At 64.9% G+C, this 20,217-nt stretch carries 18 protein-coding genes; 11 read left to right on the top strand and 7 right to left on the bottom strand.

Features of this window, described 5'->3' with window-relative positions; all coding sequences use genetic code 11:
* Positions 1–257 precede the first annotated feature (257 nt).
* Positions 258–1,142: a glycosyltransferase family 2 protein gene (locus R4P95_RS25635; RefSeq protein ID WP_317746943.1), complete on the top strand. Its 885-nt coding sequence runs from the start codon at positions 258–260 to the stop codon at positions 1,140–1,142.
* 4 nt (positions 1,143–1,146) lie between these two features.
* Here R4P95_RS25635 and R4P95_RS25630 read toward each other — a convergent pair whose 3' ends face one another.
* From R4P95_RS25630 to R4P95_RS25615, 4 genes are read right to left on the bottom strand one after another with little or no spacing between them, the layout of a single operon-like run.
* The gene (locus tag R4P95_RS25630) at positions 1,147–2,106 is read right to left on the bottom strand and encodes a diiron oxygenase (RefSeq protein ID WP_317746942.1); all 960 of its coding nucleotides are present in this window, start codon (positions 2,104–2,106) and stop codon (positions 1,147–1,149) included.
* Positions 2,103–3,035 (bottom strand): prephenate dehydrogenase, encoded by a 933-nt coding sequence (locus R4P95_RS25625; protein WP_317746941.1) that lies wholly within the window; start codon positions 3,033–3,035, stop codon positions 2,103–2,105. Before R4P95_RS25625 ends, R4P95_RS25630 begins: the two co-directional genes overlap by 4 nt.
* The gene (gene pabB / locus R4P95_RS25620) at positions 3,032–5,104 is read right to left on the bottom strand and encodes an aminodeoxychorismate synthase component I (protein ID WP_317746940.1); all 2,073 of its coding nucleotides are present in this window, start codon (positions 5,102–5,104) and stop codon (positions 3,032–3,034) included. Before pabB ends, R4P95_RS25625 begins: the two co-directional genes overlap by 4 nt.
* The gene (locus R4P95_RS25615; RefSeq protein ID WP_213577824.1) at positions 5,101–5,520 is read right to left on the bottom strand and encodes a chorismate mutase family protein; all 420 of its coding nucleotides are present in this window, start codon (positions 5,518–5,520) and stop codon (positions 5,101–5,103) included. Before R4P95_RS25615 ends, pabB begins: the two co-directional genes overlap by 4 nt.
* A 229-nt stretch (positions 5,521–5,749) precedes the next feature.
* On the opposite strand from R4P95_RS25615, the gene R4P95_RS25610 reads away from it, so the two are divergent.
* A complete protein-coding gene (locus R4P95_RS25610; protein ID WP_213577149.1) occupies positions 5,750–6,691 on the top strand; it encodes an esterase/lipase family protein in 942 nt (313 codons plus the stop codon).
* Positions 6,692–6,727: 36 nt separating this feature from the next.
* Here the strand turns inward: R4P95_RS25610 and R4P95_RS25605 are convergent, their stop codons facing one another.
* Together R4P95_RS25605 and R4P95_RS25600 are read right to left on the bottom strand one after the other, a co-directional pair.
* Positions 6,728–7,417 carry a GntR family transcriptional regulator gene (locus tag R4P95_RS25605; RefSeq protein WP_213577150.1) on the bottom strand — a complete coding sequence of 230 codons (690 nt, stop codon included), beginning with the start codon at positions 7,415–7,417 and terminating at the stop codon, positions 6,728–6,730.
* Positions 7,418–7,463: 46 nt separating this feature from the next.
* Entirely contained in the window at positions 7,464–8,636 is a 1,173-nt protein-coding gene (locus R4P95_RS25600) for an acyl-CoA dehydrogenase family protein (protein ID WP_317746939.1), read from the bottom strand.
* Positions 8,637–8,790: 154 nt separating this feature from the next.
* Here R4P95_RS25600 and R4P95_RS25595 point away from each other — a divergent pair, with 154 nt between their 5' ends.
* Entirely contained in the window at positions 8,791–10,323 is a 1,533-nt protein-coding gene (locus tag R4P95_RS25595) for an aldehyde dehydrogenase family protein (RefSeq protein ID WP_317746938.1), read from the top strand.
* A gap of 26 nt (positions 10,324–10,349) precedes the next feature.
* Entirely contained in the window at positions 10,350–11,321 is a 972-nt protein-coding gene (locus R4P95_RS25590) for an oxygenase MpaB family protein (protein WP_317746958.1), read from the top strand.
* Here the strand turns inward: R4P95_RS25590 and R4P95_RS25585 are convergent.
* Positions 11,271–12,509 (bottom strand): TetR/AcrR family transcriptional regulator, encoded by a 1,239-nt coding sequence (locus R4P95_RS25585; RefSeq protein ID WP_213577153.1) that lies wholly within the window; start codon positions 12,507–12,509, stop codon positions 11,271–11,273. The genes R4P95_RS25590 and R4P95_RS25585 overlap by 51 nt on opposite strands.
* A gap of 374 nt (positions 12,510–12,883) precedes the next feature.
* Between R4P95_RS25585 and R4P95_RS25580 the strand changes: the two genes are divergently transcribed.
* The 7 genes from R4P95_RS25580 to R4P95_RS25550 all read left to right on the top strand — a co-directional run bounded on the left by R4P95_RS25580 (position 12,884) and on the right by R4P95_RS25550 (position 20,215).
* Positions 12,884–13,675: an enoyl-CoA hydratase gene (locus tag R4P95_RS25580; protein WP_213577154.1), complete on the top strand. Its 792-nt coding sequence runs from the start codon at positions 12,884–12,886 to the stop codon at positions 13,673–13,675.
* A 163-nt stretch (positions 13,676–13,838) separates the two neighbouring features.
* Positions 13,839–15,428 carry a fatty-acid--CoA ligase FadD5 gene (gene fadD5, locus R4P95_RS25575; protein WP_317746937.1) on the top strand — a complete coding sequence of 530 codons (1,590 nt, stop codon included), beginning with the start codon at positions 13,839–13,841 and terminating at the stop codon, positions 15,426–15,428.
* 12 nt (positions 15,429–15,440) lie between these two features.
* A complete protein-coding gene (locus R4P95_RS25570; RefSeq protein WP_317746936.1) occupies positions 15,441–16,250 on the top strand; it encodes an ABC transporter permease in 810 nt (269 codons plus the stop codon).
* A 2-nt stretch (positions 16,251–16,252) separates the two neighbouring features.
* On the top strand, positions 16,253–17,113 hold the full coding sequence (locus tag R4P95_RS25565; RefSeq protein ID WP_109335228.1) for an MlaE family ABC transporter permease: 861 nt from the start codon (positions 16,253–16,255) through the stop codon (positions 17,111–17,113).
* Positions 17,113–18,165 (top strand): MCE family protein, encoded by a 1,053-nt coding sequence (locus R4P95_RS25560; RefSeq protein WP_317746935.1) that lies wholly within the window; start codon positions 17,113–17,115, stop codon positions 18,163–18,165. The genes R4P95_RS25565 and R4P95_RS25560 overlap by 1 nt, the downstream gene beginning before the upstream one ends.
* A complete protein-coding gene (locus R4P95_RS25555; protein WP_317746934.1) occupies positions 18,162–19,178 on the top strand; it encodes an MCE family protein in 1,017 nt (338 codons plus the stop codon). The genes R4P95_RS25560 and R4P95_RS25555 overlap by 4 nt, the downstream gene beginning before the upstream one ends.
* On the top strand, positions 19,175–20,215 hold the full coding sequence (locus R4P95_RS25550; protein WP_317746933.1) for an MCE family protein: 1,041 nt from the start codon (positions 19,175–19,177) through the stop codon (positions 20,213–20,215). The genes R4P95_RS25555 and R4P95_RS25550 overlap by 4 nt, the downstream gene beginning before the upstream one ends.
* Positions 20,216–20,217 lie beyond the last annotated feature (2 nt).

Below are 20,217 nucleotides of genomic sequence, written 5' to 3'. Positions count from 1 at the left end.
GGCATCATCCGGGCGGTGGGAGAGCTCGTCTCTTCCGCCGCCAGGACGGGCCGGAGCCGACTCAGTATATTTTCGCCTCGATAAATACCTCGAGTTCACTGGATCGGCGCATAACCCGCCGTCGGTACCGTGCCGGGTGAATTACTCGATAACTTCAGGTGGCGAGCGTCTTCGCGACAGACCGAGAGTATTTTGAACAATTGTCCAATTAATGACCTCGGTGCGCGGATATTCGGAACCTTTGCTATTACTGAGGCATGTCGATTTCAACTCTCTCCGTGGTTATCCCGGCGTACAACGAGGAAGCGGCAATCCAGGAGTGTCTGGACAGGATATTCGAGCAGATCGATCACATCGACGAGGTCATCGTGGTCGACAACAACTCGACCGACGCGACGGCAGCGATAGTTGCTGCTGCGCAGCACCGGGAACCCAAGGTGCGGCTCGTCAAGGAAGTGGCACAGGGCTGTGCGCCCGCGCGTAGCACGGGAATGAATTCCGCGACGGGAGATATCGTAGCGAGAATTGATGTCGACACGAAAATTAATGAGGATTGGGCCGCGAATATCAAATTGTTCTTTTCCCGGCACAGCGACAGATATGTCGCGGCGACCGGTACCTGCACCTGCTATGACCTTCCGTTTCAGGGGCTGTTCGCGTCCTTGCAGCGAAAGATGAATGCGAAGAATGAGGCGAAACTCGAACGGGGTGAGTCGATCGCCGCGCCCGGACTTTTCGGTTCGAACATGGCGATTCTCAAGACGGCGTGGGAGGACATCAAGTCCGCGTTACACGACGGCGAGGACGTCCACGAAGACACGGATCTGTCGTTGACCCTGCAGAGCGAGGGATTGTCCTGTGCGATGGTGCCGGGGATGGAAGCGAGCATCTCCGGTCGTCGGTATCTGTCTCCGGTGGGCAGTTACTGGCGTTACGTGCTGCGCGGTCCTCGCACGCTGACGCTGCACGGCAAGCGCCTGTCGGCGGCCCTCGGGACGTTCGCTGTCGCCGCGACCGCGATGCCGTTCTATCTCCTCATGTGGGTGCCGTTCCGTGCGTGGGATCCCGAGCGGGAGTCGTTCTCGCTGGGCCGCCTCTTCGCCGGCGCCGAACGGCGACCGCAGCCTCGCGCGCACGTATGAGGTGCTACGCCCAGTCGAACGACATCTCGCCCGCGACGCCGAGGTGCTTGCACAGTTTGTGAATACCGCCGAAGTCCTGCACCAGAGCAGAACGCCCTGTGTCGTGTTCGGCGTCGTCGATCATCGTCTGGCCGTCGTGGAGATCGATGACCTCGACGATGGTGCGCCACGTCGAGTAGTCGTTGCTGCTGAAGGCGGTCATCGCATCGACGAGCCCGTCCAGGAGGTGCCGCCGGTCGTCGGGCCCCAGCGTGTCGTAGACGACACCCGCGATCTCGTCGGCGATGGAGGCGTGGCAGTACTCGTCGCGATTGTGTAGCCGCACCGTGGCCCGGTTGACCGGCTGGATCGCCTCGTTCTCGGAGATGAGGTTCAGGTACGAGCTGATGGAGATCTCGGCGACCGTCATGAAGGCGAAGGTGGTGATCGCCCGCTTCCGGGGGTCGGCGGCGTCAGCGGTGGCGGCACGCTGGCGGCGCAGTGTCAGCACGTCCGGCAAGGCGTTGTTCGGCATGGCCCAGCCGCGGCGCCTGCGCGTCACCGCGCTCGCATTCAGATGCATCAGCGTGTGGTACTGCTCGTCGACCATGGCCTCGTGTACCGCTACCGCGAACGTGTCGCCGATACCGGTGTCGAGGGCGTCGTGGGCGACGAGATCGAAGCCCGGATTCACGACGTACTGCTCGATGTCCATCACGTTCTTGTTGAACGCGATCCAGCCCCACGCGCGGAGTCTGTTCTGCTGATCCTCAGGTGCGTGGCGGAAACTGTCGTGGTCGGCGAAAGGCAGCAGTTCGTCGGGGTAGTCCCGCTTGTCGAGGTCGAACAGGGCGTCGAGATCAGGTTCCGGCTTCTTCACTGTCGCCCGCTGCCCCCAATTGCGGGCGAGCCGGGCAACCACGGCGCTTTCGACCGGGTCGTTCGGGTCGTGCTCCGGCAGGGCGTGGGCGTTGTCGATCGTCATGAGGATTCTCCGTTCCCGTCCCAGAACCGGGGCGCGGTGTGCTGGAGGTCGGCGAAGAGTTCGGCGCACAGGCGGGCGAGGGGCTCGCGCCGGTCACCGAGTGTCGAGATCGACCGGGACATGAGGTCGGCGAAGTCCTGATCGGTGCCGTTCTCGACGGTGTGGTCGACAGCGCGCATCGCGTCGGTGAGCGCGCGTCGGGCCTGCGCGGCGAACGGATTGCCGACCTGGATGTCCCGGTACACCTCGGGTACCCCACCCCCCACCCGTGCGAGAAGGGCGAGGGACATCAAGTGCGGTGGGGTTGCCATCGCCGTCAGCTCGGCGCCCTCGGCCCCCAGTTCGCCCAGCGCCAGTCCGAATGCCAGCACACCGGCGTGGGTGAGTGCCTGGGTGAGCGCGGTCAGCCGATCATGGCGCTCGGCGTCCAGATGGACGACCGACGCACCCCACCCGGACAGCGACGTCAGGAACCAGCCGAGGTCACCGCGGTCCTGATACATCACCGCCGCGATCGGCCTGCCCTGCGGCGACAATGCGGGGGCGAACATCGGGTTGATTCCGAGGGCACTGTTGGGCAGCGGGTTCGCCCGCAGAGCGGCATCGAATCGGCACTTCACCGACAGGGTGTCGACCAGCAGGGCGTGCTCGGCCAGCGACTCGGACAGGAACGCCAGTGCGTTCAACGCCACGGTTTCCGATACCGCCAGCACCACCGCGTCAGCCGACTGCACCAGTGCGCGCACTTCGGGTGACGGATCAGTGATGTCGCCCTGCACGGAGTCGGCGTCGGCCACATCCGGAACGTCGATGTCAACGGTCCGGACGCGCATTCCGTCGCCGCGGAGCCGACCGGTCAGCATTCGGCCGACATCACCGCGGCCGCCGATCAGTACGACGGTCCGGGATGATGTCGCCGGAATGGTCATGGTCCTATTTCGTTCGGGGTGTCCGCGGTGACGGATAATGCCCGCACCATGGTGGCGGCCTTGACCATGGCCTCGTCGAATTCTTCCTCGGGATCGGACAGCGCCGTGATGGCGCCGCCGATCCCGAAGGTCACTTCGCTGTCGGTAGCGACGATCGTGCGAATGACGATCGACAGGTCGGCGGTGCCGGTCAGTGAGAAGTAACCGATCGCTCCCGAGTAGACACCGCGCGGTCCCGACTCGAGCCGGTCGATGATCTCCATCGTCCGGATCTTCGGCGCGCCTGTCATGGAACCGCCGGGGAAGGCGGCGCGGACGCACTGGACGACCGAGGCGTCGGCACTGAGCGTCCCACGCACCGTGGACACCAGCTGGTGGACCGCTGCATACGTTTCCACGTCGAAGAGCTTGGGAACGTGCACCGACCCCGGCACACACACCCTCGCCAGATCGTTGCGCGTGAGATCCACGATCATCAGGTTCTCGGCGCGGTCCTTCTCGCTGTCGAGCAGGTCCTGACGCAGGGCCGCATCCTTGGCCGGGGTCGCCCCACGCGGACGCGTTCCCTTGATCGGTTTCGACTCCACCACGCGGTCCGGGCCGATCCGCAGGAAGCGTTCGGGCGACGCGCTGAGAACGGACAGGCCCGCGAACTGGAGGTACGCACTGTACGGAGTGGGGCTGATGGTGCGAAGCAGCTCGAAGGTGTGCAGTGGATCGATCGTCTGATCCACGGCCGCCATGTTGGTCAGGCACACCTCGTACGACTCGCCCGTCCGTATCTCGGCGAGCGAGGACGCGATGTGCTCGAGATACCGGTCGTGGTCGTGACGCAGTGCCAGCTCCGTCGATTCGGGTTTCCTGATAGGAGGCACTGCCGACGCCGGGTGGTCAGGCTCCGCGAGCCGCCGTAGCGCCGCCTCCATCTCGTCGAGCCAACGGCGCATCTCGGGATCATCCTGGTGATCACTGAGACACAGCGCATACGTGCGTTCGTTGGAATGATCGATGACCACGGCTCGGTCGGCGAACACGAGTGCAGCGTCGGGGGTGGGCGATCGGTGGGCGGCGGCGCCACCCGTCTGGGCCTTCAGTTCGTAGCCCAGATAGCCGACGTAGCCCAGCCCGAACGGCACTCCGGGGAGTCCGGGAACCGACCTGGCCGCCAGTTGGCGTTCCAGGTAGTCGAAGAACGGGGCGTGGACCTGTTCCACGGGTAGCCCCTCGCGCATGATCCGCACGATCGATTCACCGACGTCGTAGGTGATGTACTCGGCGCGGGGCCCGGAGCAGTTGCCCATGATGGTGAAGCGAGAAGTCGGTTCCGATGCCGACGTGCCGTCGAGCCAGAATGCGTTCGGCCCCGTGGCGAACAGATCCTCGAAGGTGGTGCGCGGGTCGACCTCGTGGTCGATGCGGACCTGCGAGATGACGTACGGCGCGTGCGGGACGGGGATCTTCAGCATCGACCCGGGAGTCGGTGTACCCGAGTGCGTCGGGGTGAGGTCGCGGAAGTTTGCGAGCAGTTCGTGTCCGAACGCCGTACTGATCGACTCGGGGTGGAACTGGACGCCCCACAGGGGCCGGCTCCGGTGACGCACGCCCATCAGGAGACCGTCGGTAGTCCAGGCCGTCGCCTCGAGGTCGTCGGGCAGATCCCGCGCGATCAACGAGTGGTAACGCACCGTGGGGAACGGCGACGGGATGCCCTCGAAGAGTTCGCTGCCGTGGTGTTCGACGAGCGATACGCGTCCGTGCATCGGCTCCGGCGCCAGGACGACCTGTCCGCCGAACAACTGGCACAGTCCCTGGTGACCAAGGCACACCCCTAAGACGGGCAGTCCGGTCTCGGCGATGACCCGGGCGCTGATGCCGAAATCACGGGGGCGTTCGGGGCGTCCTGGGCCGGGGGAGATGACGATGTTGTCGAACTCGGACCACGGCACGGAGTCCCATTCGACGTCGTTGTGCACGACGGTCGGGGGCTCGCCGTTCACCTCCGCGAGCAAGGTGAAGAGGTTGTAGGTGAAGGAGTCGTAGTTGTCGACGAGCAGCGTCCGCGTACTCATGACGATTCGACATTCGTCGAGGGATGGGGGCGGTGGTGGCCGTTGTGGCCACTGTCACCGGGACCGCTCGCGCCCGTCTCGCCGTTGATGACCAACTCCTCGAGCCTGCACGTCTCGGCGATCAGCAGGTCGTAGAGCGCGTCGAAGAAGGCGGGGGACAGGGAGTGGCTGTCCGCGTAGCGGCGAGCGCGTTCGTGCACCAGGCCGATCCGGTGCGGTTGCATCATCGCGATGTCGGAGCGTCGCTTGAGTTCACCGATACGTCGGCACACTTCGAGTCGCCGGCCTACGGCGTCGAGCAGCGTGGCGTCGACGGCGTCGAGTTCGGCGCGCAGATCCTCGAGTGCCTGGTGCGCCGAGGCGTCAGGGGCCTTTCCGGAATCATCGCTCTTCCCCTCTTCTACGGAGAAATACATAGTCGCCCCAGTCACTCGATCGGCAGTAGCTTTCTCATCCCGACTATCGTGTGTCAGTGGTGGTTCGTTTCTCCGCGCCTCCCGGACTGCCGAGACGGCGAAATGTCGGGTTGCGGATGCGAACCGGTGGTGATCACCCCCATAGTCTCAATCACGGATTGAGACTTTGATGGACTTTTGGGTAACGTAACCAGAAGTCTATTTTCGGCCTATCCAGGATATGAGGCATATGCGTATTTCGTCGGCCACCCAGGCCCTCATGTTAGTGCTCGCGGGCATCTTTATGCTCGGTGCGGCACCTGCAGCGGCGGACCCTGCGGCGACTGAGCCCGAGCCCGTCGCAGATCCTGCGGTGCTGCCCGGGGCGAACGACTGGAACTGCAAGCCCTCGCCCGAGCACCCCCGCCCGGTCGTGCTCGTGCACGGCACGTGGGTCAGCATGGCGGCCACCTGGAAGGACCTCGCGCCGGCTCTCGCGGCCGAGGGGTACTGCGTCTTCGCCCTCAACTACGGGCAGGTCGCGGGTCTCACCGAAGGCAATTTGCTGCGCATGTTCGGCGGTGCCGACATCGCCGAGTCGGCTCGGCAACTCGCGGTATTCGTCGATCGGGTCCGTTCCACGACGGGTGCCCCTCAGGTCGACATCGTCGGGCACTCGCTCGGTGGCACGCTCTCCCGGCAGTACCTCCGTTTCGAAGGTGGCGCCGATCGCAACAATCCCGCCCTGAACAAGGTGCATTCGCTCGTCACGCTGGGTGCTACCAATCACGGCACCAGTTTCGGGGACGTGCAGATGCTCGGTGCCGTCGCCCAGGCCCTGGGTGTGCCCGTGACGACGCTCGCCGGCGTGGCCGTCGGGCCCTCGTACATCCAGCAGATGGTCGGTTCGCCGTTCCTGCAAGTTCTCAATGCCGCGGGCGACACGGACCCGGGTATCGAGTACACAGTGGTCGCGAGTCGCCGGGACACGGTCTCGACTCCGCCGGAGAACACGTTTCTCACCGCCGGACCGGGTGCGACCGTGCACAACGTGTGGCTTCAGGACGGGTGTGAGTCGAACGCTGCCGAGCACAACGAGCTGACGACCGATCCGCGCGCGCTCTACATCATTCAGCGGGCTCTCGACCCCACGTACGCCGACCGCAACCCGGCCCCGTGTGAGGCGGGCTGAGACGTGCCCTGAGGGCGGCACCTGGTCGGGGCGGACTCAGTCCCAGATGCCGATCTCGTCGAGGTGGGCGACCAATCGCTGGGCACCGTCCATGAAGTGTGCCTTGTTCTCGGCCCCCACCACGTCGGCCTTCTTCTCCGCCATGGCCGCGATGAGACGGCGATGGCTCGCGACCGCCGACTCGCCCCAGTCGGGGTCTGAGGAGTAGAAGTGCGCCGGCGTGTAGCGGGTGGCGCTGAGAAGGAACCACGACAGCTTGTTCGCGTTCGCCAGGTGGTTGATGACCCGGTGGAACTTGAACTCGAGATCCTCGATGCGGGCGGCGTCGTTGTCCTCCACCGCCCGCTCGAGCTTGTCGTTGATGTCGGTCAATTCCTCGATGGCCTCGGGGGTAGCTGCCCGGGTGGCCCGCACCGCGAGTTCCTCGCCTATCTGACTCTGGAGCCAGAAGAGGTCGTTGATGTCTTCGCGACTGAGCGGGGCGACTACGTAGCCGCGGTGGGGGACGAGTTCGACGAGCCCTTCACCGCGCAGAGTCAGGAGGGCTTCGCGTACCGGCGTGACGCTGACTCCCAACTCCGCGGCAGTGTCGTCCAGACGGATGAAGTCACCCGGACGAACGCCCCCGGACATGATCAGGTTCCGCACGTGCACGGCGACGTCGTCGGACAGCTGCGGTCGACGGCGCAGGGCCGCTGAGCTTCGTGACACGGAGGGCAACGTCATGGGTGACTCCTTAGATGCGGCAACCAGCATAAACCGCGAGCGGTGCTTACAAGCCGTAGGTCTTACCGATGATGTCGCGCTGAATTTCGTTGGTGCCGCCGTAGATGCTGGAGACGAGGGCCGAGCGAACGTGCTTCTCCATGTCGAACTCGGTGGCGTAGCCGTAACCGCCCATCATCTGCATGCCTTCGAGCGCCACCTTCTTGGCAGTCTCGGTGACCTTCAACTTGGCCATCGACGCTTCGCGGGCCAGCATCTTGTCCGGGTGGGCGTCGGCCTCCTTGGCGACGCTGTAGACGAGAAGCTTGCAGCACTCGATCTCGGTGGCGAGATCGGCGATGCGGTGACGTAGTACCTGGAACGTTCCGACCGGCCTCCCGAACTGCTTGCGCTGGGTGATGAATTCGAGGGTGTCGTTGAACGCCCGCTGCGCCGTACCGAGCATCATGGCCGCGAGGATCAGGCGTTCGAAGTTCAAGCCGGTCATCAATTGCCGCCAGCCGTTGCCGACCTCGCCGACCACGGCATCCGCGGGAAGCGCGCAATCGGTGAAGTAGAGGTCGTTCACCTCCTTGCCGCCCATGGTGCCGATGCCTCTGATCGTCAGCCCTTCCGTCCCGGCGGGCACGTGGAACATCGTCAGCCCTTCGTGCTTTCCCTCCCCGGCAGAACTTCCCGCGCTGCGCTTGACCGGTTGCCCCGTGCGAGCCACGAGCAGGATGTTGTCGGCAAAGTGCGCGTTGGAACACCAGGTCTTCTGCCCGTTGATCACCCAGCCGTCGGCGGTCTTCTCCGCGCGGGTGCTGATATTTCCGACGTCCGACCCGGCCTCCGGTTCGGACATCGAGATCGACTGCGAGCGGCCGGCAACGATGCCGCGCAGGACGACGTCCTTCTGGGCCTCGGTACCGAACTTGGCGTACGCGCCACCGGTGATCCACGTCGGCCCGATGCCACCGATCGGGGCCATTCCCTTGGCGGCCTCTTCCAGGAGGATGCACATGTCGACGAGGCCGGCGCCCGAGCCGCCGTATTCCTCCGGAACCGTGATTCCGAGCCAGCCGAGCTTGGCCATCTTCTCGTAGACGTCTTGGTTGTGGTTGTGCTCACCGTGGTTCGTCAGCTTGTCCCGCAGTTCGCGGGTGCCGGTCTCGCGCCTGCAGAAATCGGCGATCGCCGCGGCGAAGTCTTTCTGTTCACTGGTGAATTCGACGCTCATGCGCGAAGGGCTCCTCGTGGGTGAGGCGGCGGACGGCCGGCCCGGCGCAGGGGTCTGTGCGGGGCTTGCCGGAATGCGGTCTGCCGCATACTGTGATGTTCACTACATTACATCACATCACATATATTTGATGTGATTCCCAGGAGGAAGTGCCATGCCACAGCAGGCCGAAACGACCGACACGAGTGCAGGCACCACGCCGTTGCCTTCCGCGGAACCGTCACCAGGAACGTTCTCGTCCCTGGACCCGCGCACCGGCGAAGTACTGGCCGAGTACCCCATCCACGGCGAGCGTGGCGTGCGTGACGCGGTCGAGCGAGCCCGCAGCGCGGCTCAGTGGTGGAAGGGGCTCGGTTTCGACGGCCGCAAGAAGTGGCTGCTCGACTGGAAGAAGTCGATGGCGCGGGACGGAGAGGAACTCGCCCGGCTCGTTGCGGACGAAACGGGAAAGCCGTACGACGACGCACTCCTCGAGGTCATGCTCGCGATCGAGCACCTCGACTGGGCGGCCAAGAACGCCGGCAAAGTTTTGCGCCGCCGCAAGGTGGCTTCCGGGCTGGTCAGTGCGAATCAGGCGAGCAGCGTCGGATACGAGCCGATGGGCGTGGTCGGCGTCATCGGTCCGTGGAACTATCCGGTGTACACCCCGATGGGCTCCGTCTCCTACGCTATGGCGGCGGGCAACGCCGTAGTGTTCAAGCCCAGCGAGCTGACCCCCGGGGTGGCGGTATGGATCGCCGAGAAGTGGGCGGCCCTCGTCCCGAATCAGCCTGTCCTCCAGGTCGTCACGGGTGATGGATCCACCGGATCGGCGCTCGTCGCAGCCGGCGTGGACAAGATCGCCTTCACAGGTTCTGCCGCGACGGGCAAGCGGGTGATGGCCGCGTGTGCGGAAACGCTGACTCCGCTCGTCGTGGAGGCAGGCGGCAAGGACGCCATGCTCGTCGACTCGGACGCAGATCTCGAGGAAGCAGCCGGCTTCGCCGTCTTCGGTGCCATGGGCAACGCCGGGCAGACGTGCGCCGGAGTGGAACGAATCTACGTGGTCGACTCGGTCTACGACGATTTCGTCCGATTGGTCACCGACAAGGCGAAGGCTTTGCACCCTGGTCCGAAGGATGCGTCCTACGGGCCGATGACGATGACCAGCCAGTCCGACGTCGTGCGCCGTCACGTACAGGATGCGTTGGACAAGGGTGGCTCCGCCGTGGTCGGCGGGCTCGACTCCATCAAGGACGGCTACGTGGGCCCGATCGTCCTGACCAACGTTCCGGAGAACAGCACGGCGATCTGTGAGGAGACCTTCGGGCCGACAGTCGTGGTGAACAAGGTCACGAGTCTCGACGAGGCGGTGACGAGAGCGAACGGCACCGCATTCGGCCTCGGTGCTTCCGTATTCACGAAGGACGCCGGAAAGGCGATGCGCGTGGCCGAAGCCTTGCGGGCCGGTGTCGTCACGATCGGTTCGGTACTCGGCTTCGCCGGTGTCGCTGCGTTGCCCTTCGGCGGCGTCGGCGACTCGGGTTTCGGTCGCATCCACGGCGCGGACGGGCTGCGGGAGTTCTGCAGGGTCAAGTCGATCGCCCGGCAGCGGTTCGCGGCACCGTTGAATCTGCTGACGATGGAGCGAAAGAAGCGCGACATGCTTGTTTCCGCCTGGATGCTGAAGAACCGTCACGGGCGTTGAGTGCGGCGGGAAAGGGCGACAATCCCATGCTGATGAAGAACGACAGTGCCGACAGGTCCCCAGGCGCCGCTCCCCGCGGCAGGTATGGCTGGGTACACCGAATCGAACAACTCGATCCGGTGCGTGATCACCAGGAGATTCACCGCATCACGGCAGGTTTCGAGTTTCCCTGGGACTACCAGCGGTCCCTCGAGTTCGCGTTGTTCCGGACCTACTGCGTCCCGACCGTTTCCGAATTGCTCCAGCGCACCGGTGAATTCGAGAAGCGGCCACAGAAGCGCTACGACGACACGGCCCTCCTGATGGCCGAACTGGTCGAACACGGGTACGACTCCGAGCGGGGGATCGAATCCCTGCGTGTGGTCAACCGCATGCACGGCAAGTACGACATCGACAATGACGACATGCTGTACGTGCTCACCACGTTCATCTACGAGCCGATCGATTGGATCGACCGCTTCGGGTGGCGGCGGCTCACTCCGCACGAGCGCCTCGCGTGTTTCCACTTCTACCGCGGCGTCGGGGTTCGAATGGGTATCAAGGATATTCCCACGAGCTACGAGGACTTCTACCGGTTCAAAGCCGACTACGAACGGAAACATTTCCGGTACACGGAGGACAACCACCGCGTCGGAACCTACACACGAGATTTGTTCTGCTCGTGGTTCCCCAGGCCGTTGCGGCCCTTCGTCGCACAGGGAGTGAATGCTCTGCTCGACCCGATGATGCTGTCGGCGTTCGGATTCGACGCTGCACCGGTGTGGTTGCAGCACACCGCCCGGCGTGTGCTCCGATTGCGGGGCAAGTTCGTACGCTTCCTGCCGCCGCGCGCCAGCTCGAAGGCCGCCCGGGACCCGCGCAATCGCAGTTATCCGGGTTATCCGGTGGGCTACCGGCCGCGGGACCTCGGCGCAGACAAGGACAACCACCGCGGCGCCCTTGGTCCGTCATTGTCCGAGGAGGACGGCTACCATCAGAGCGTGGAGCCGGGCGCGTGACTCCTCGGCGGTATCGAAGTGGATGAGCCGGCCGATGTCGAGTACCAGTCCGAGCGCGGCATGTACGAGGAACCGCGCCTCGGCTGCCGAAAGCTCCGACCGCACCGCGGTGACGAGATGTACCCACTCCTCGACGTGGAGACGCTGCACGTTGCGGAGATTTCGTCGTTCGTTCTCGGGCAGATTCCCGATTTCGGCGAAGTAGACGGACAGCACTGCCGGATTGCGGAAGGCCAATTCCAGATACGACTCCGCCAGGGTGCACAACGCCTCGCGAGGGTCGGTAGCGGCGGACAGGGCAGCCGACGTCGCCACTGCGAGCCGATCCGCCGCACGATAGAAAACCGCCGCCAAAAGATCTGCCTTGCTGGGGAAGTGCCGGTACACACTGGAGGCATTGATCCCGGCGGCCGCGCCGATTTCCTCGATACTCGAGTCGTGATAGCCGTTCCGGTCGAAAATGTGCACGGCCTCGTTGATCAGCAACTCGCGCTTGGACGTCATGGTCAGCCCACCCGCGCCCTCGACTCGTGCCGGCACGTCACCGGTCGGTACCGCAGGCGGAAGGGTTGTGCGGAGAATCGACTCACACGCGCTCGTCAGAAGCGCGTGGAGGCGACGAGTGGCCAGGGCGGTGCGGTGTGCGCTGATACTGGCCATCACGCTGAGCGTCGCGGCACCCTGAGTCGTGGCATCGACGGCCAACAGTTCCGGCCGCAGCTCTTGCAGCGGCGCCGCCACGCATTGGGTTACGTGGACGAAGACGTTCCGGATGCGAGTGCGGTCGTCGGCCTGGAGGTACCTGCCCTCCCACCGGTAGAGGCCCCCCAGTTTGCGGTGTTCGATCGTGTTGGTGACCAGCGCGGAGATCAGCCGGTCGAGCCGCTCCCCGGCGGCCGCCTCGTCGAGGCCTGCGAGTGCATCGTCGGCGGCGGTGCGCAGTGCATCGGCGGTCGTGGTGGCTGCATGAACGAACAGGGCGTACTTGTTGGGATAGTGCCGGTAGAGGGCGGGACCTGAGATTCCGATGGTGGCTGCGATGTCGTCGACGCCGACGGCGTGGTAGCCGCGCTCGCTGAACGCTTCCGCCGCGACGGTGGCGATCTGCGCCTTGCGGTCTTTCGGCCGACGCCGAACGGGCCTTTCGGTGGCGGCGCCGGCCGCCGTCTTGGTCCGGGCCACGGTCACCTCCGGTAGTCGGCCTGTGCTGCCAGTTTATCGGTACGTCATCTTAACCGGCACTCCCGTGCGTATCGATCGACTCTGGGGGCAGTTCCGGGGCGCGGCTCGCGCCAACATGCCGAAAGCCCTGTGTGCACGTGCGGATAGTGCTTGCCCAGCATTGACACCGGTGCGAGTTGGCGAATAAGTTAACTCGTATTCGCATGTGCGTTCAGCCGGTTCGAGGCCGCGCGCGCTCTCCATCGTCGATAACCGGGCCGCCGCGGGGCGGCACCTATGAAGAGGTGCACTGAGATGCTGAGAACGAAATTCACGGAAGCCGAAGCATTGATCACTCGACGACTTTCGGACGTGACGGGTATGCGCGTCGGGGCAGCGTCGTGACCGCCCCCGCGGTCGACGGCCTCCGCGTCGTCAGCGACGGCGGGATCCTCCGGATCACCATCGATCGCCCCGACCGGATGAATGCGCTGGACCTGGCGCACATGACAGCTCTCGGCGCGATCCTCACCGGCGCGGCCACCGACCGCTCCGTCCGGGTCGTCGTCATTTCCGGAGCGGGAAAGGCTTTCAGCACGGGCGCCGACCTCGCGGCCGCCGCGGCGGCGGGAGGGAGGGAGGCGCCACCCGAGGTGGTGATGGAGGCGGCGAACAGGGTGGTACGAGCCATCGTCGACCTGCCGGTGCCTGTCATAGCGCAGGTGAGCGGTGCCGCAGTAGGGGTCGGCGCCTCGATCGCGCTGGCAGCCGACCTCACTTACGCCTGCGAGGATGCGTACCTGCTCCTTGCGTTCGTCAACATCGGGCTGATGCCCGACGGCGGTTCCAGTGCGCTCATCGCTGCGTCGATCGGCCGCGCGAGGGCCACCCGGATGGCGTTGCTCGGTGAACGCCTGGGGGCGCCGGAGGCCGAGCGCGAAGGGTTGATCGCGGGAGTCTTGCCGGCCGGTGAACTGGCGGCTCACGTCGACGCCGTCGCGGCGAAGCTGGCTCATGGTCCGCGGCGTGCCGTCGAACTGACCAAGAGGGCGCTTACGGCATCGACGCTGACAGCGCTCGAAGGTGCCCTCGAGCGGGAGAAGGACGGGCAGACCGAACTGCTGCAGGGGCAGGATTTCGTCGAGGGAGTGACCGCGATGCTCGGCAAGCGAGCGGCTCGCTTCCTGGGGTGATTCCACCGGTCGTTCGAGGCGTCCGCATCCGTTCAGCATGCGAATTCCGGTTAACAAAACCGTTCCGATCACAGTCATGATCTGTAATACTCGTCACAGCCATCGCGCAGGTCCGTCGAAGCGCGCTGGAAGAGACGAGTGCAGCGAAGGGACCACGAACACAATGCCATCTCGTAGCGAGCTGCTCACCCAGCCACTGCAATCCCGTCGCAACCACTGGAACAATTGGGTAGCGACCCATGCCGAGATGAAGCCGGACCATGCCGCGTTTCGCTTCCTCGGGCAGAACACCTCCTGGCGTCAACTCCACGACCGCTCCGAGGCGCTTGCCGGGGCACTGTCCCGCCGTGGAGTCGCGTTCGGCGATCGCGTCCTCCTCCTGACCCTCAACCGGACCGAGTTCTTCGAAGCGGTGCTCGCGATCAACGCGCTCGGCGCCATCGCCGTGCCGGTGAACTTTCGGCTCACACCCCCTGAGGTCGCGTTCATCGCACGCGATTCCGGTGCACGTGCCGTGTTCACCGAGCCGGCGCTCGCGCCGCTGGTCGCGGCCGTACGCCAGGAAGTTCCGGAGCTGAGCCTGGTCGTGAACATGGGCGCGGTGACCGAGGGCGACGTGCTCGGTTACGAGGAGCTACTCGTCGAAGGCGGGCCTGCGTACCACCCTGTCGACCTTCCGGAGGACACCGCCTCTCTCATTCTGTACACCTCCGGAACCACCGGAACCCCCAAAGGGGCGGTGCTGTCCCACTCGAACATGGTCGGGCAGGCCATCACCTGCATCCGCGCCATGCGCTACGACCGGGGTGACGACATCGGGTTCCTTGCGTCACCGGTATTCCACGTCGCCGCGCTCGGTTCCGTCGCCCCCATGCTGATGCTCGGGGGGACCACAGTGATCCATCCCCTCAAGGCCTTTCATCCCACCGAGATGCTGGACGTGTGGGAACAGGAACGGGTCACCTCCGTTTTCCTGGTACCGGTTCAGTGGCAGGCAGTGTGTGCCGACCCCACCGTCGAGGGTCGCGATCTCGCGCTGCGAGTCATCAGCTGGGGTGCAGCCCCGGCGTCGGATACGGTCCTCCGTTCCATGGCGGACACTTTCCCGCACGCCCTGATCGTCGCGGTGTTCGGGCAGACCGAAATGTCACCGATCACGTGCGTGCTCGACGGCGACGACGCGATCCGCAAACTCGGTTCCGTGGGCAAGCCGATCCCGACGATCCACACCCGCATCGTGGACGACGAGATGAACGACGTCGAGCCGGGCACCGTCGGCGAAATCGTCTACCGCGGACCGACCATGATGCAGGAGTACTGGCAGAACCCGACCGCCACAGCCGAGGCTTTCGCCGGCGGCTGGTTCCACTCCGGTGACCTCGTGCGACAGGACGAGGAAGGCTTCGTCTACGTCGTGGACCGCAAGAAGGACATGATCATCTCGGGTGGCGAGAACATCTACTGCGCCGAGGTGGAGAACGTACTGTTCGCGCACCCGAGGATCCGCGAGGCAGCCGTCGTCGGCCGCCCCGATCCGAAGTGGACCGAAGTGCCCGTCGCCATCGTGGCGCTCGCCGACGACGGTGACGACCTCTCGGCCGACGAGCTCACGGCATGGCTCGACGACAAACTGGCCCGCTACAAGCATCCGAAAGACGTCGTCGTCGTCGAGGCGTTGCCGCGCAATGCCAGCGGCAAGGTCGTCAAGGGCGAACTTCGAAAAATGCACGGCGCGAACAGCGTCGTGGTCTGAACCCGTGCCGAGATGACATTCGAACTGCCACCCACGAAGGGGCCGTTGAGCCAGTTCGCCCATGAGGTCGGTGCGCTCATCGGTTTCTCGATTGCGACTGTGGTTGCCGCAGTGCGAGTGCTCGTCAGGCGCAAGCTGGCATGGCGAGAATTTCTCGACCAGGCGTGGCGGCTCGCGTCGGTCACCTCGGCGCCTGCACTGCTTCTCATGATCCCGATCGGGGTTCTGATCGCTGTGACGATCGGCAGTCTCGCCGGTCAGCTCGGTGCCGAGGGATATACCGGGGCGGTCGTCGGCTTCGTGATCGTCGGGCAGGCGTCTGCACTGGTATGCGCGTTGATGCTGGCCGGTGTCGGGGGTTCCGCGATCTGCGCCGACCTGGGGTCGCGCACGATCCGGGAAGAGGTCGAAGCCATGGAAGTCATCGGGCTCAACGTGATCGAAAGGCTGGTCGTCCCCAGGGTTCTCGCATCGGTCGTCGTCGGGGTCGCGCTGTGCGCGATGGTCACGGCGATCGGTGTGTCGGCCTGCTTCTTCTTTCAGGTCGTCGTCCAGGACACCTCGGCCGGCAGCTTCCTCACCGCACTGTCCCAGTACACCCGGCTCTCGGATTTCGTCGTCGCGCTCGTCAAGTCCGCAGCCTTCGCCGTCACCTCAGCGCTGATCGCCAGCTTCAAGGGCCTGCACACCAAGGGCGGTCCCAGTGGTGTTGCCGATGCCGTCAACGAGGCAGTGGTCCTCGCTTTCATCTTGGTCTTCATCGTGAATACCGTTCTCAGTCAGCTTTATTCCGTTCTCGTCGTCCCAGTGGGTGGTTACTGATGGTGGTGGTCGATGCCAGATGGTCCGCGGCGCACTGGGCGAAGTCGAAGGCTCGTCAACCCCTGAATCTGCTGACGGGGCTGGGCCGGGAATTCACTTTCTACGGAAGCGCAATCGCAGGAATACCCCTCGCAGTGGTGAAGTACTGGCGGCACATCATGCGCCAGGTCGGTGACATCAGCTTCGGTGGCGCCACCGTACTCGCCGGCGGAGGCGCGATCGGAGTCGTGTTCGCCATGTCCGCTGTTGCGGCCACTCAGGTGGGCATCGAGGGTTTGCGCGGGCTCGATCTACTGGGAATGGGGTCGTTGTCCGGGCTCCTGTCCGCGATTCTGAACACGCGTGAGCTGGCGCCGGTGATTGCGTCGATAGCGCTCGCGGCCAAGGTCGGGACCGGGTTCACCGCGCAGCTGGGATCGATGCGGATCTCGGAGGAGATCAGCGCGCTCGACGCGATGGCGATCCGCTCGCTGCCGTTTCTGGCGAGCACCCGGCTCGTGTCCTGCCTGATCTGTGTCGTGCCGCTCTACATCGTGGGGCTCCTGTCGTCGTACCTGGCGTCGCGGCTGGTGATCGTCACCTTCGCCGGACAGTCCGCTGGTACCTACGACTACTACTTCCATCTCATGCTCACTCCCACCGACATCCTGTATTCGTTCGTCAAGGCCATCGTCTTCGCCACCATCATCGCGCTGGTGCACTGCTCGTACGGGTATCACGCATTCGGAGGTCCCGAGGGCGTCGGCCGGGCCGCCGGGCGCGCGTTGCGCACCAGCATCCTCGCCATCGGAATCGTGGACCTGCTGTTGACTCTTGCACTCTGGGGTCTCGTGCCGTCCGCTCCCGCGCTGGGGCTGCCGTGATGCGGGGCCGCCCGGGCGGCCCAGGTGCGATCGCCCTCGCCGTTCGCGGACTGCTCGGCGTCGTCGTCCTCGCCACCGGATCGATTCTCCTCGTCGGCTTCGGCACCGAGTCGATCGTGACCGATCCCGTGGTGCACGCGACCCTGCCTGCAGAGGCGGGGGCCGTGAAGTCGCATTCGACGGTGTCGTACCGCGGCGCCGCGGTGGGCGCCGTGGCCAGTGTCGATCCTGGCATCGAGAAGTCGGGGTTGGAGATCAGCCTCGATCCCCAGCAGATCCACCACATCCCGGCGAGCGTTCGCGTTCGGATCGTGCCCCGCACCCTGTTCGGCGACCAGATCGTGGACCTCGTACCCACCGGCGCCGCAGCCGGAACGAGGCTCGCCGAGGGAGCGCACCTCGAACCCGACACCTCTACCGAAACGGTGCAGATGTACGACCTGTACTCGCGCGTCTACCAGCTGTTGTCCGAGGTGGAGCCGGAACAGATGCAGGCGGCCCTCAGTGCGGTCGCGGACGCGCTGCGCGGCCGAGGCGAGCAGCTGGGTCACACTCTCGACAGCCTCCACGAGGTCGCGCAGGCGACAGCGCCGCTCGTCGATTCGGTGGCGCAGCGCGCCCCGCAGATCGCCCGTCTCAGTGAGCAGCTGGGTGCGGCGTCCCCGGATCTACTGGCCACGATGGAGGCGGCGACGTCCCTGTCGCACACCCTGGTGGAGAACGCCGACAGCTTCACCGGGTTTCTCGCCGCCAGTCTCGTCGTCTCCAGGAACTCGGGGGCTGTCGTGGAGGAGAACGCAGATTCGATGATCGCTGTGGCACTGAATCTTTCACCCACCCTCGGCACGATGGCGAGTAAGTCCGACATGCTGCGGGCAACACTCGACGAGCTCGGTCCGTTCGGCGAGGCAGGGGCATCGGTTTTCGCGACCGGCAAGTTTGCGGTGCGGGTCGCTGCCGACCTGTCGAATCCGCGACCGTACACCGCTGCGGACTGCCCTCGTTATCCCGGCCTCAGCGGGCCCAACTGCGGTGAAGGAGGTGGTCGATGAACGTCCGCGGATCGGCGTTCAAATTGGCGATCTTCCTGGTCGTCGCGGTGTTCGCCGCAGTTCTCGTGGTCAACACCCTGCGCGTCCCCGTCCCCGGCCCGACTGTCGGATTCAAGGCGATGTTCACCGACGCCCAGGGCGTCACGCCTGGCAGCGACGTCACCATCGCCGGCGTGCGAGTAGGAAAGGTCGATTCGGTGCAGATCGTGGACGGTGATGCCGGAACCGCCTCCGCCCTGGTCGGTTTCCGGGTGGAGCGCGATCAGAAGTTGCCCGCGGACACCACCGTCGCCATTCGATACGGCGACTTGCTGGGTGTCCGGTACCTCGACCTGAGTGCAGGCGAAATCGGGAAAGGCACCCTCGAGGAGGGGGAGACGATCCCGCTCGACCGCACTTCGCCTGCCCTGGACCTGACGAGTCTGTTCAATGGTTTCAAGCCCCTGTTCGAGGCGATCGACCCCACCCAGGTCAACGAACTCGCCTCCGAGGTCGTCGCCGTATTCGACGGCGGGAGAACCAGTGTCGACACCCTGCTGCGACGGGTCACCGCGGTGACCGGAAATCTGGCGAATCACGATCAGGTCATCGGTGAGCTCATCGGCAATCTCGAGGCCGTTGCCACCACCGCGGCCGCCAGGGGACCAGAACTCTCGCACTTGGTGGAAAGCCTCACCGCGTTCACCGGGATGCTCGCCGAGAACAACGACGTGTTGATCGACACCCTCGACAACACGGCTGCCGTCAGCGCCTCGATGATCGACATCCTCGACGGCCGAGTTCCCGAACTCAGCCGAACGGTAGACCGGATGAATTCGCTTACGGGTGCGATGCTCGGCGCTAACGCCGAGTTCGACCACCTGATGACGGCGACTCCGAGCTTCTTCGCCTCCGTCAACCGCGCCGGCGAGTACGGATCGTGGCTCAACATCTACCTGTGCACCTTCATCGTCAATGTCGACGGTCAGGAAGGCGCATTGGGTCCAGACCTGCATTCGAGGTATTGCCAATGACGTTCGTGGACAAGATTCGGGACGTCTGGGACTCCCTGTCCGGCAAGGAACGTGTGCGACCGGTCAGTCCCCTTGCCGTGGGCGCCGTGGGAATCACCGCCGCCACACTGGTTCTGGCAGTCGTCCTCGTCGTACCTCGCCTGAGCTTTACCGTTCGGACCGACGCGTACACCGCGGAACTCGCCAACGCGGCGGGCCTGACCACCTCGGACTATGTCTACGTCGCCGGAGTTCCTGCCGGCCGGGTCACGGAGGTCGAGCTTGCCGGCGATCGCGTCCTCGTACATTTCCGGCTCGACGGTGAACGACGCCTCGGCTCCACGACTTCGGCGGGAGTGAAACTGTCGACCATCCTCGGTAAGAGATATCTCGATGTCGCGCCTTCCGGGCCGGGTGAGACGCCGTCGAACGGAGTGATCCCGCTGAGCCGCACCAGCGTGCCTTACTCCCTCGACGACATCGGGTCCGGCGCGATCGAAGCAGCGGGCGAACTGGACGTCGAGGGACTGCAGAAAATGGTTGCGACGGTCACGGACACGATGCCCACGGATGCCACCCTCAACCGGGATGCGCTGGCAGGGATCAGCGCAGCGTCCGCGATCCTGGCCAAGAATGCGGACCAGATCACGCAATTGCTCGACAGTTCCCGAACTGTGACGGATGTGCTGGTAAGTCAGCAGGACCAGTTGTCGACGCTGCTGGGAAACGCCGAGGTCGTCATGAAGACGCTTGCGACGCGACGGGAAGCGATACGTCAGATGGTCGAAGATCTGGAGTCCCTGGTAGCTCAGGCGTCGCAGTTCCTCGGCGAGAACACACACGATCTCGACCTTCTGCTTGCGAACGCGCGTCAGGTGACGGACCGCCTCAACGCGAACCTGGGCAATATCGACGCCCTCCTCACGCAGGGTGCACCGGCCGCACGCGCCCTGGTCAACTCGACCGGAACCGGCGATTGGGCCGACGTCTCCGCACCCTCCGCCTTCATCGCCGACAACCTTCTGTGCGTCGTCGGACTGCTGACGGGGTGTTCGTGAAG

Source organism: Rhodococcus sp. IEGM 27 (assembly GCF_033142305.1).
In the GTDB taxonomy this organism is placed as follows: domain Bacteria; phylum Actinomycetota; class Actinomycetes; order Mycobacteriales; family Mycobacteriaceae; genus Rhodococcus_F; species Rhodococcus_F oxybenzonivorans.
This window is presented reverse-complemented; position numbering and strand designations above follow the sequence as displayed.

Bases quoted from the DNA above. Each gene is read 5' to 3' on its own strand.
- R4P95_RS25635 (WP_317746943.1), top strand. From the start codon at position 258: ATGTCGATTTCAACTCTCTCCGTGGTTATCCCGGCGTACAACGAGGAA.
- R4P95_RS25570 (WP_317746936.1), top strand. From the start codon at position 15,441: ATGACATTCGAACTGCCACCCACGAAGGGGCCGTTGAGCCAGTTCGCC.
- R4P95_RS25615 (WP_213577824.1), bottom strand. From the start codon at position 5,520: ATGTATTTCTCCGTAGAAGAGGGGAAGAGCGATGATTCCGGAAAGGCC.
- R4P95_RS25625 (WP_317746941.1), bottom strand. From the start codon at position 3,035: ATGACCATTCCGGCGACATCATCCCGGACCGTCGTACTGATCGGCGGC.
- pabB (WP_317746940.1), bottom strand. From the start codon at position 5,104: ATGAGTACGCGGACGCTGCTCGTCGACAACTACGACTCCTTCACCTAC.
- R4P95_RS25605 (WP_213577150.1), bottom strand. From the start codon at position 7,417: ATGACGTTGCCCTCCGTGTCACGAAGCTCAGCGGCCCTGCGCCGTCGA.
- R4P95_RS25600 (WP_317746939.1), bottom strand. From the start codon at position 8,636: ATGAGCGTCGAATTCACCAGTGAACAGAAAGACTTCGCCGCGGCGATC.
- fadD5 (WP_317746937.1), top strand. From the start codon at position 13,839: ATGCCATCTCGTAGCGAGCTGCTCACCCAGCCACTGCAATCCCGTCGC.
- R4P95_RS25555 (WP_317746934.1), top strand. From the start codon at position 18,162: ATGAACGTCCGCGGATCGGCGTTCAAATTGGCGATCTTCCTGGTCGTC.
- R4P95_RS25560 (WP_317746935.1), top strand. From the start codon at position 17,113: ATGCGGGGCCGCCCGGGCGGCCCAGGTGCGATCGCCCTCGCCGTTCGC.
- R4P95_RS25550 (WP_317746933.1), top strand. From the start codon at position 19,175: ATGACGTTCGTGGACAAGATTCGGGACGTCTGGGACTCCCTGTCCGGC.
- R4P95_RS25590 (WP_317746958.1), top strand. From the start codon at position 10,350: ATGCTGATGAAGAACGACAGTGCCGACAGGTCCCCAGGCGCCGCTCCC.
- R4P95_RS25610 (WP_213577149.1), top strand. From the start codon at position 5,750: ATGCGTATTTCGTCGGCCACCCAGGCCCTCATGTTAGTGCTCGCGGGC.
- R4P95_RS25595 (WP_317746938.1), top strand. From the start codon at position 8,791: ATGCCACAGCAGGCCGAAACGACCGACACGAGTGCAGGCACCACGCCG.
- R4P95_RS25630 (WP_317746942.1), bottom strand. From the start codon at position 2,106: ATGACGATCGACAACGCCCACGCCCTGCCGGAGCACGACCCGAACGAC.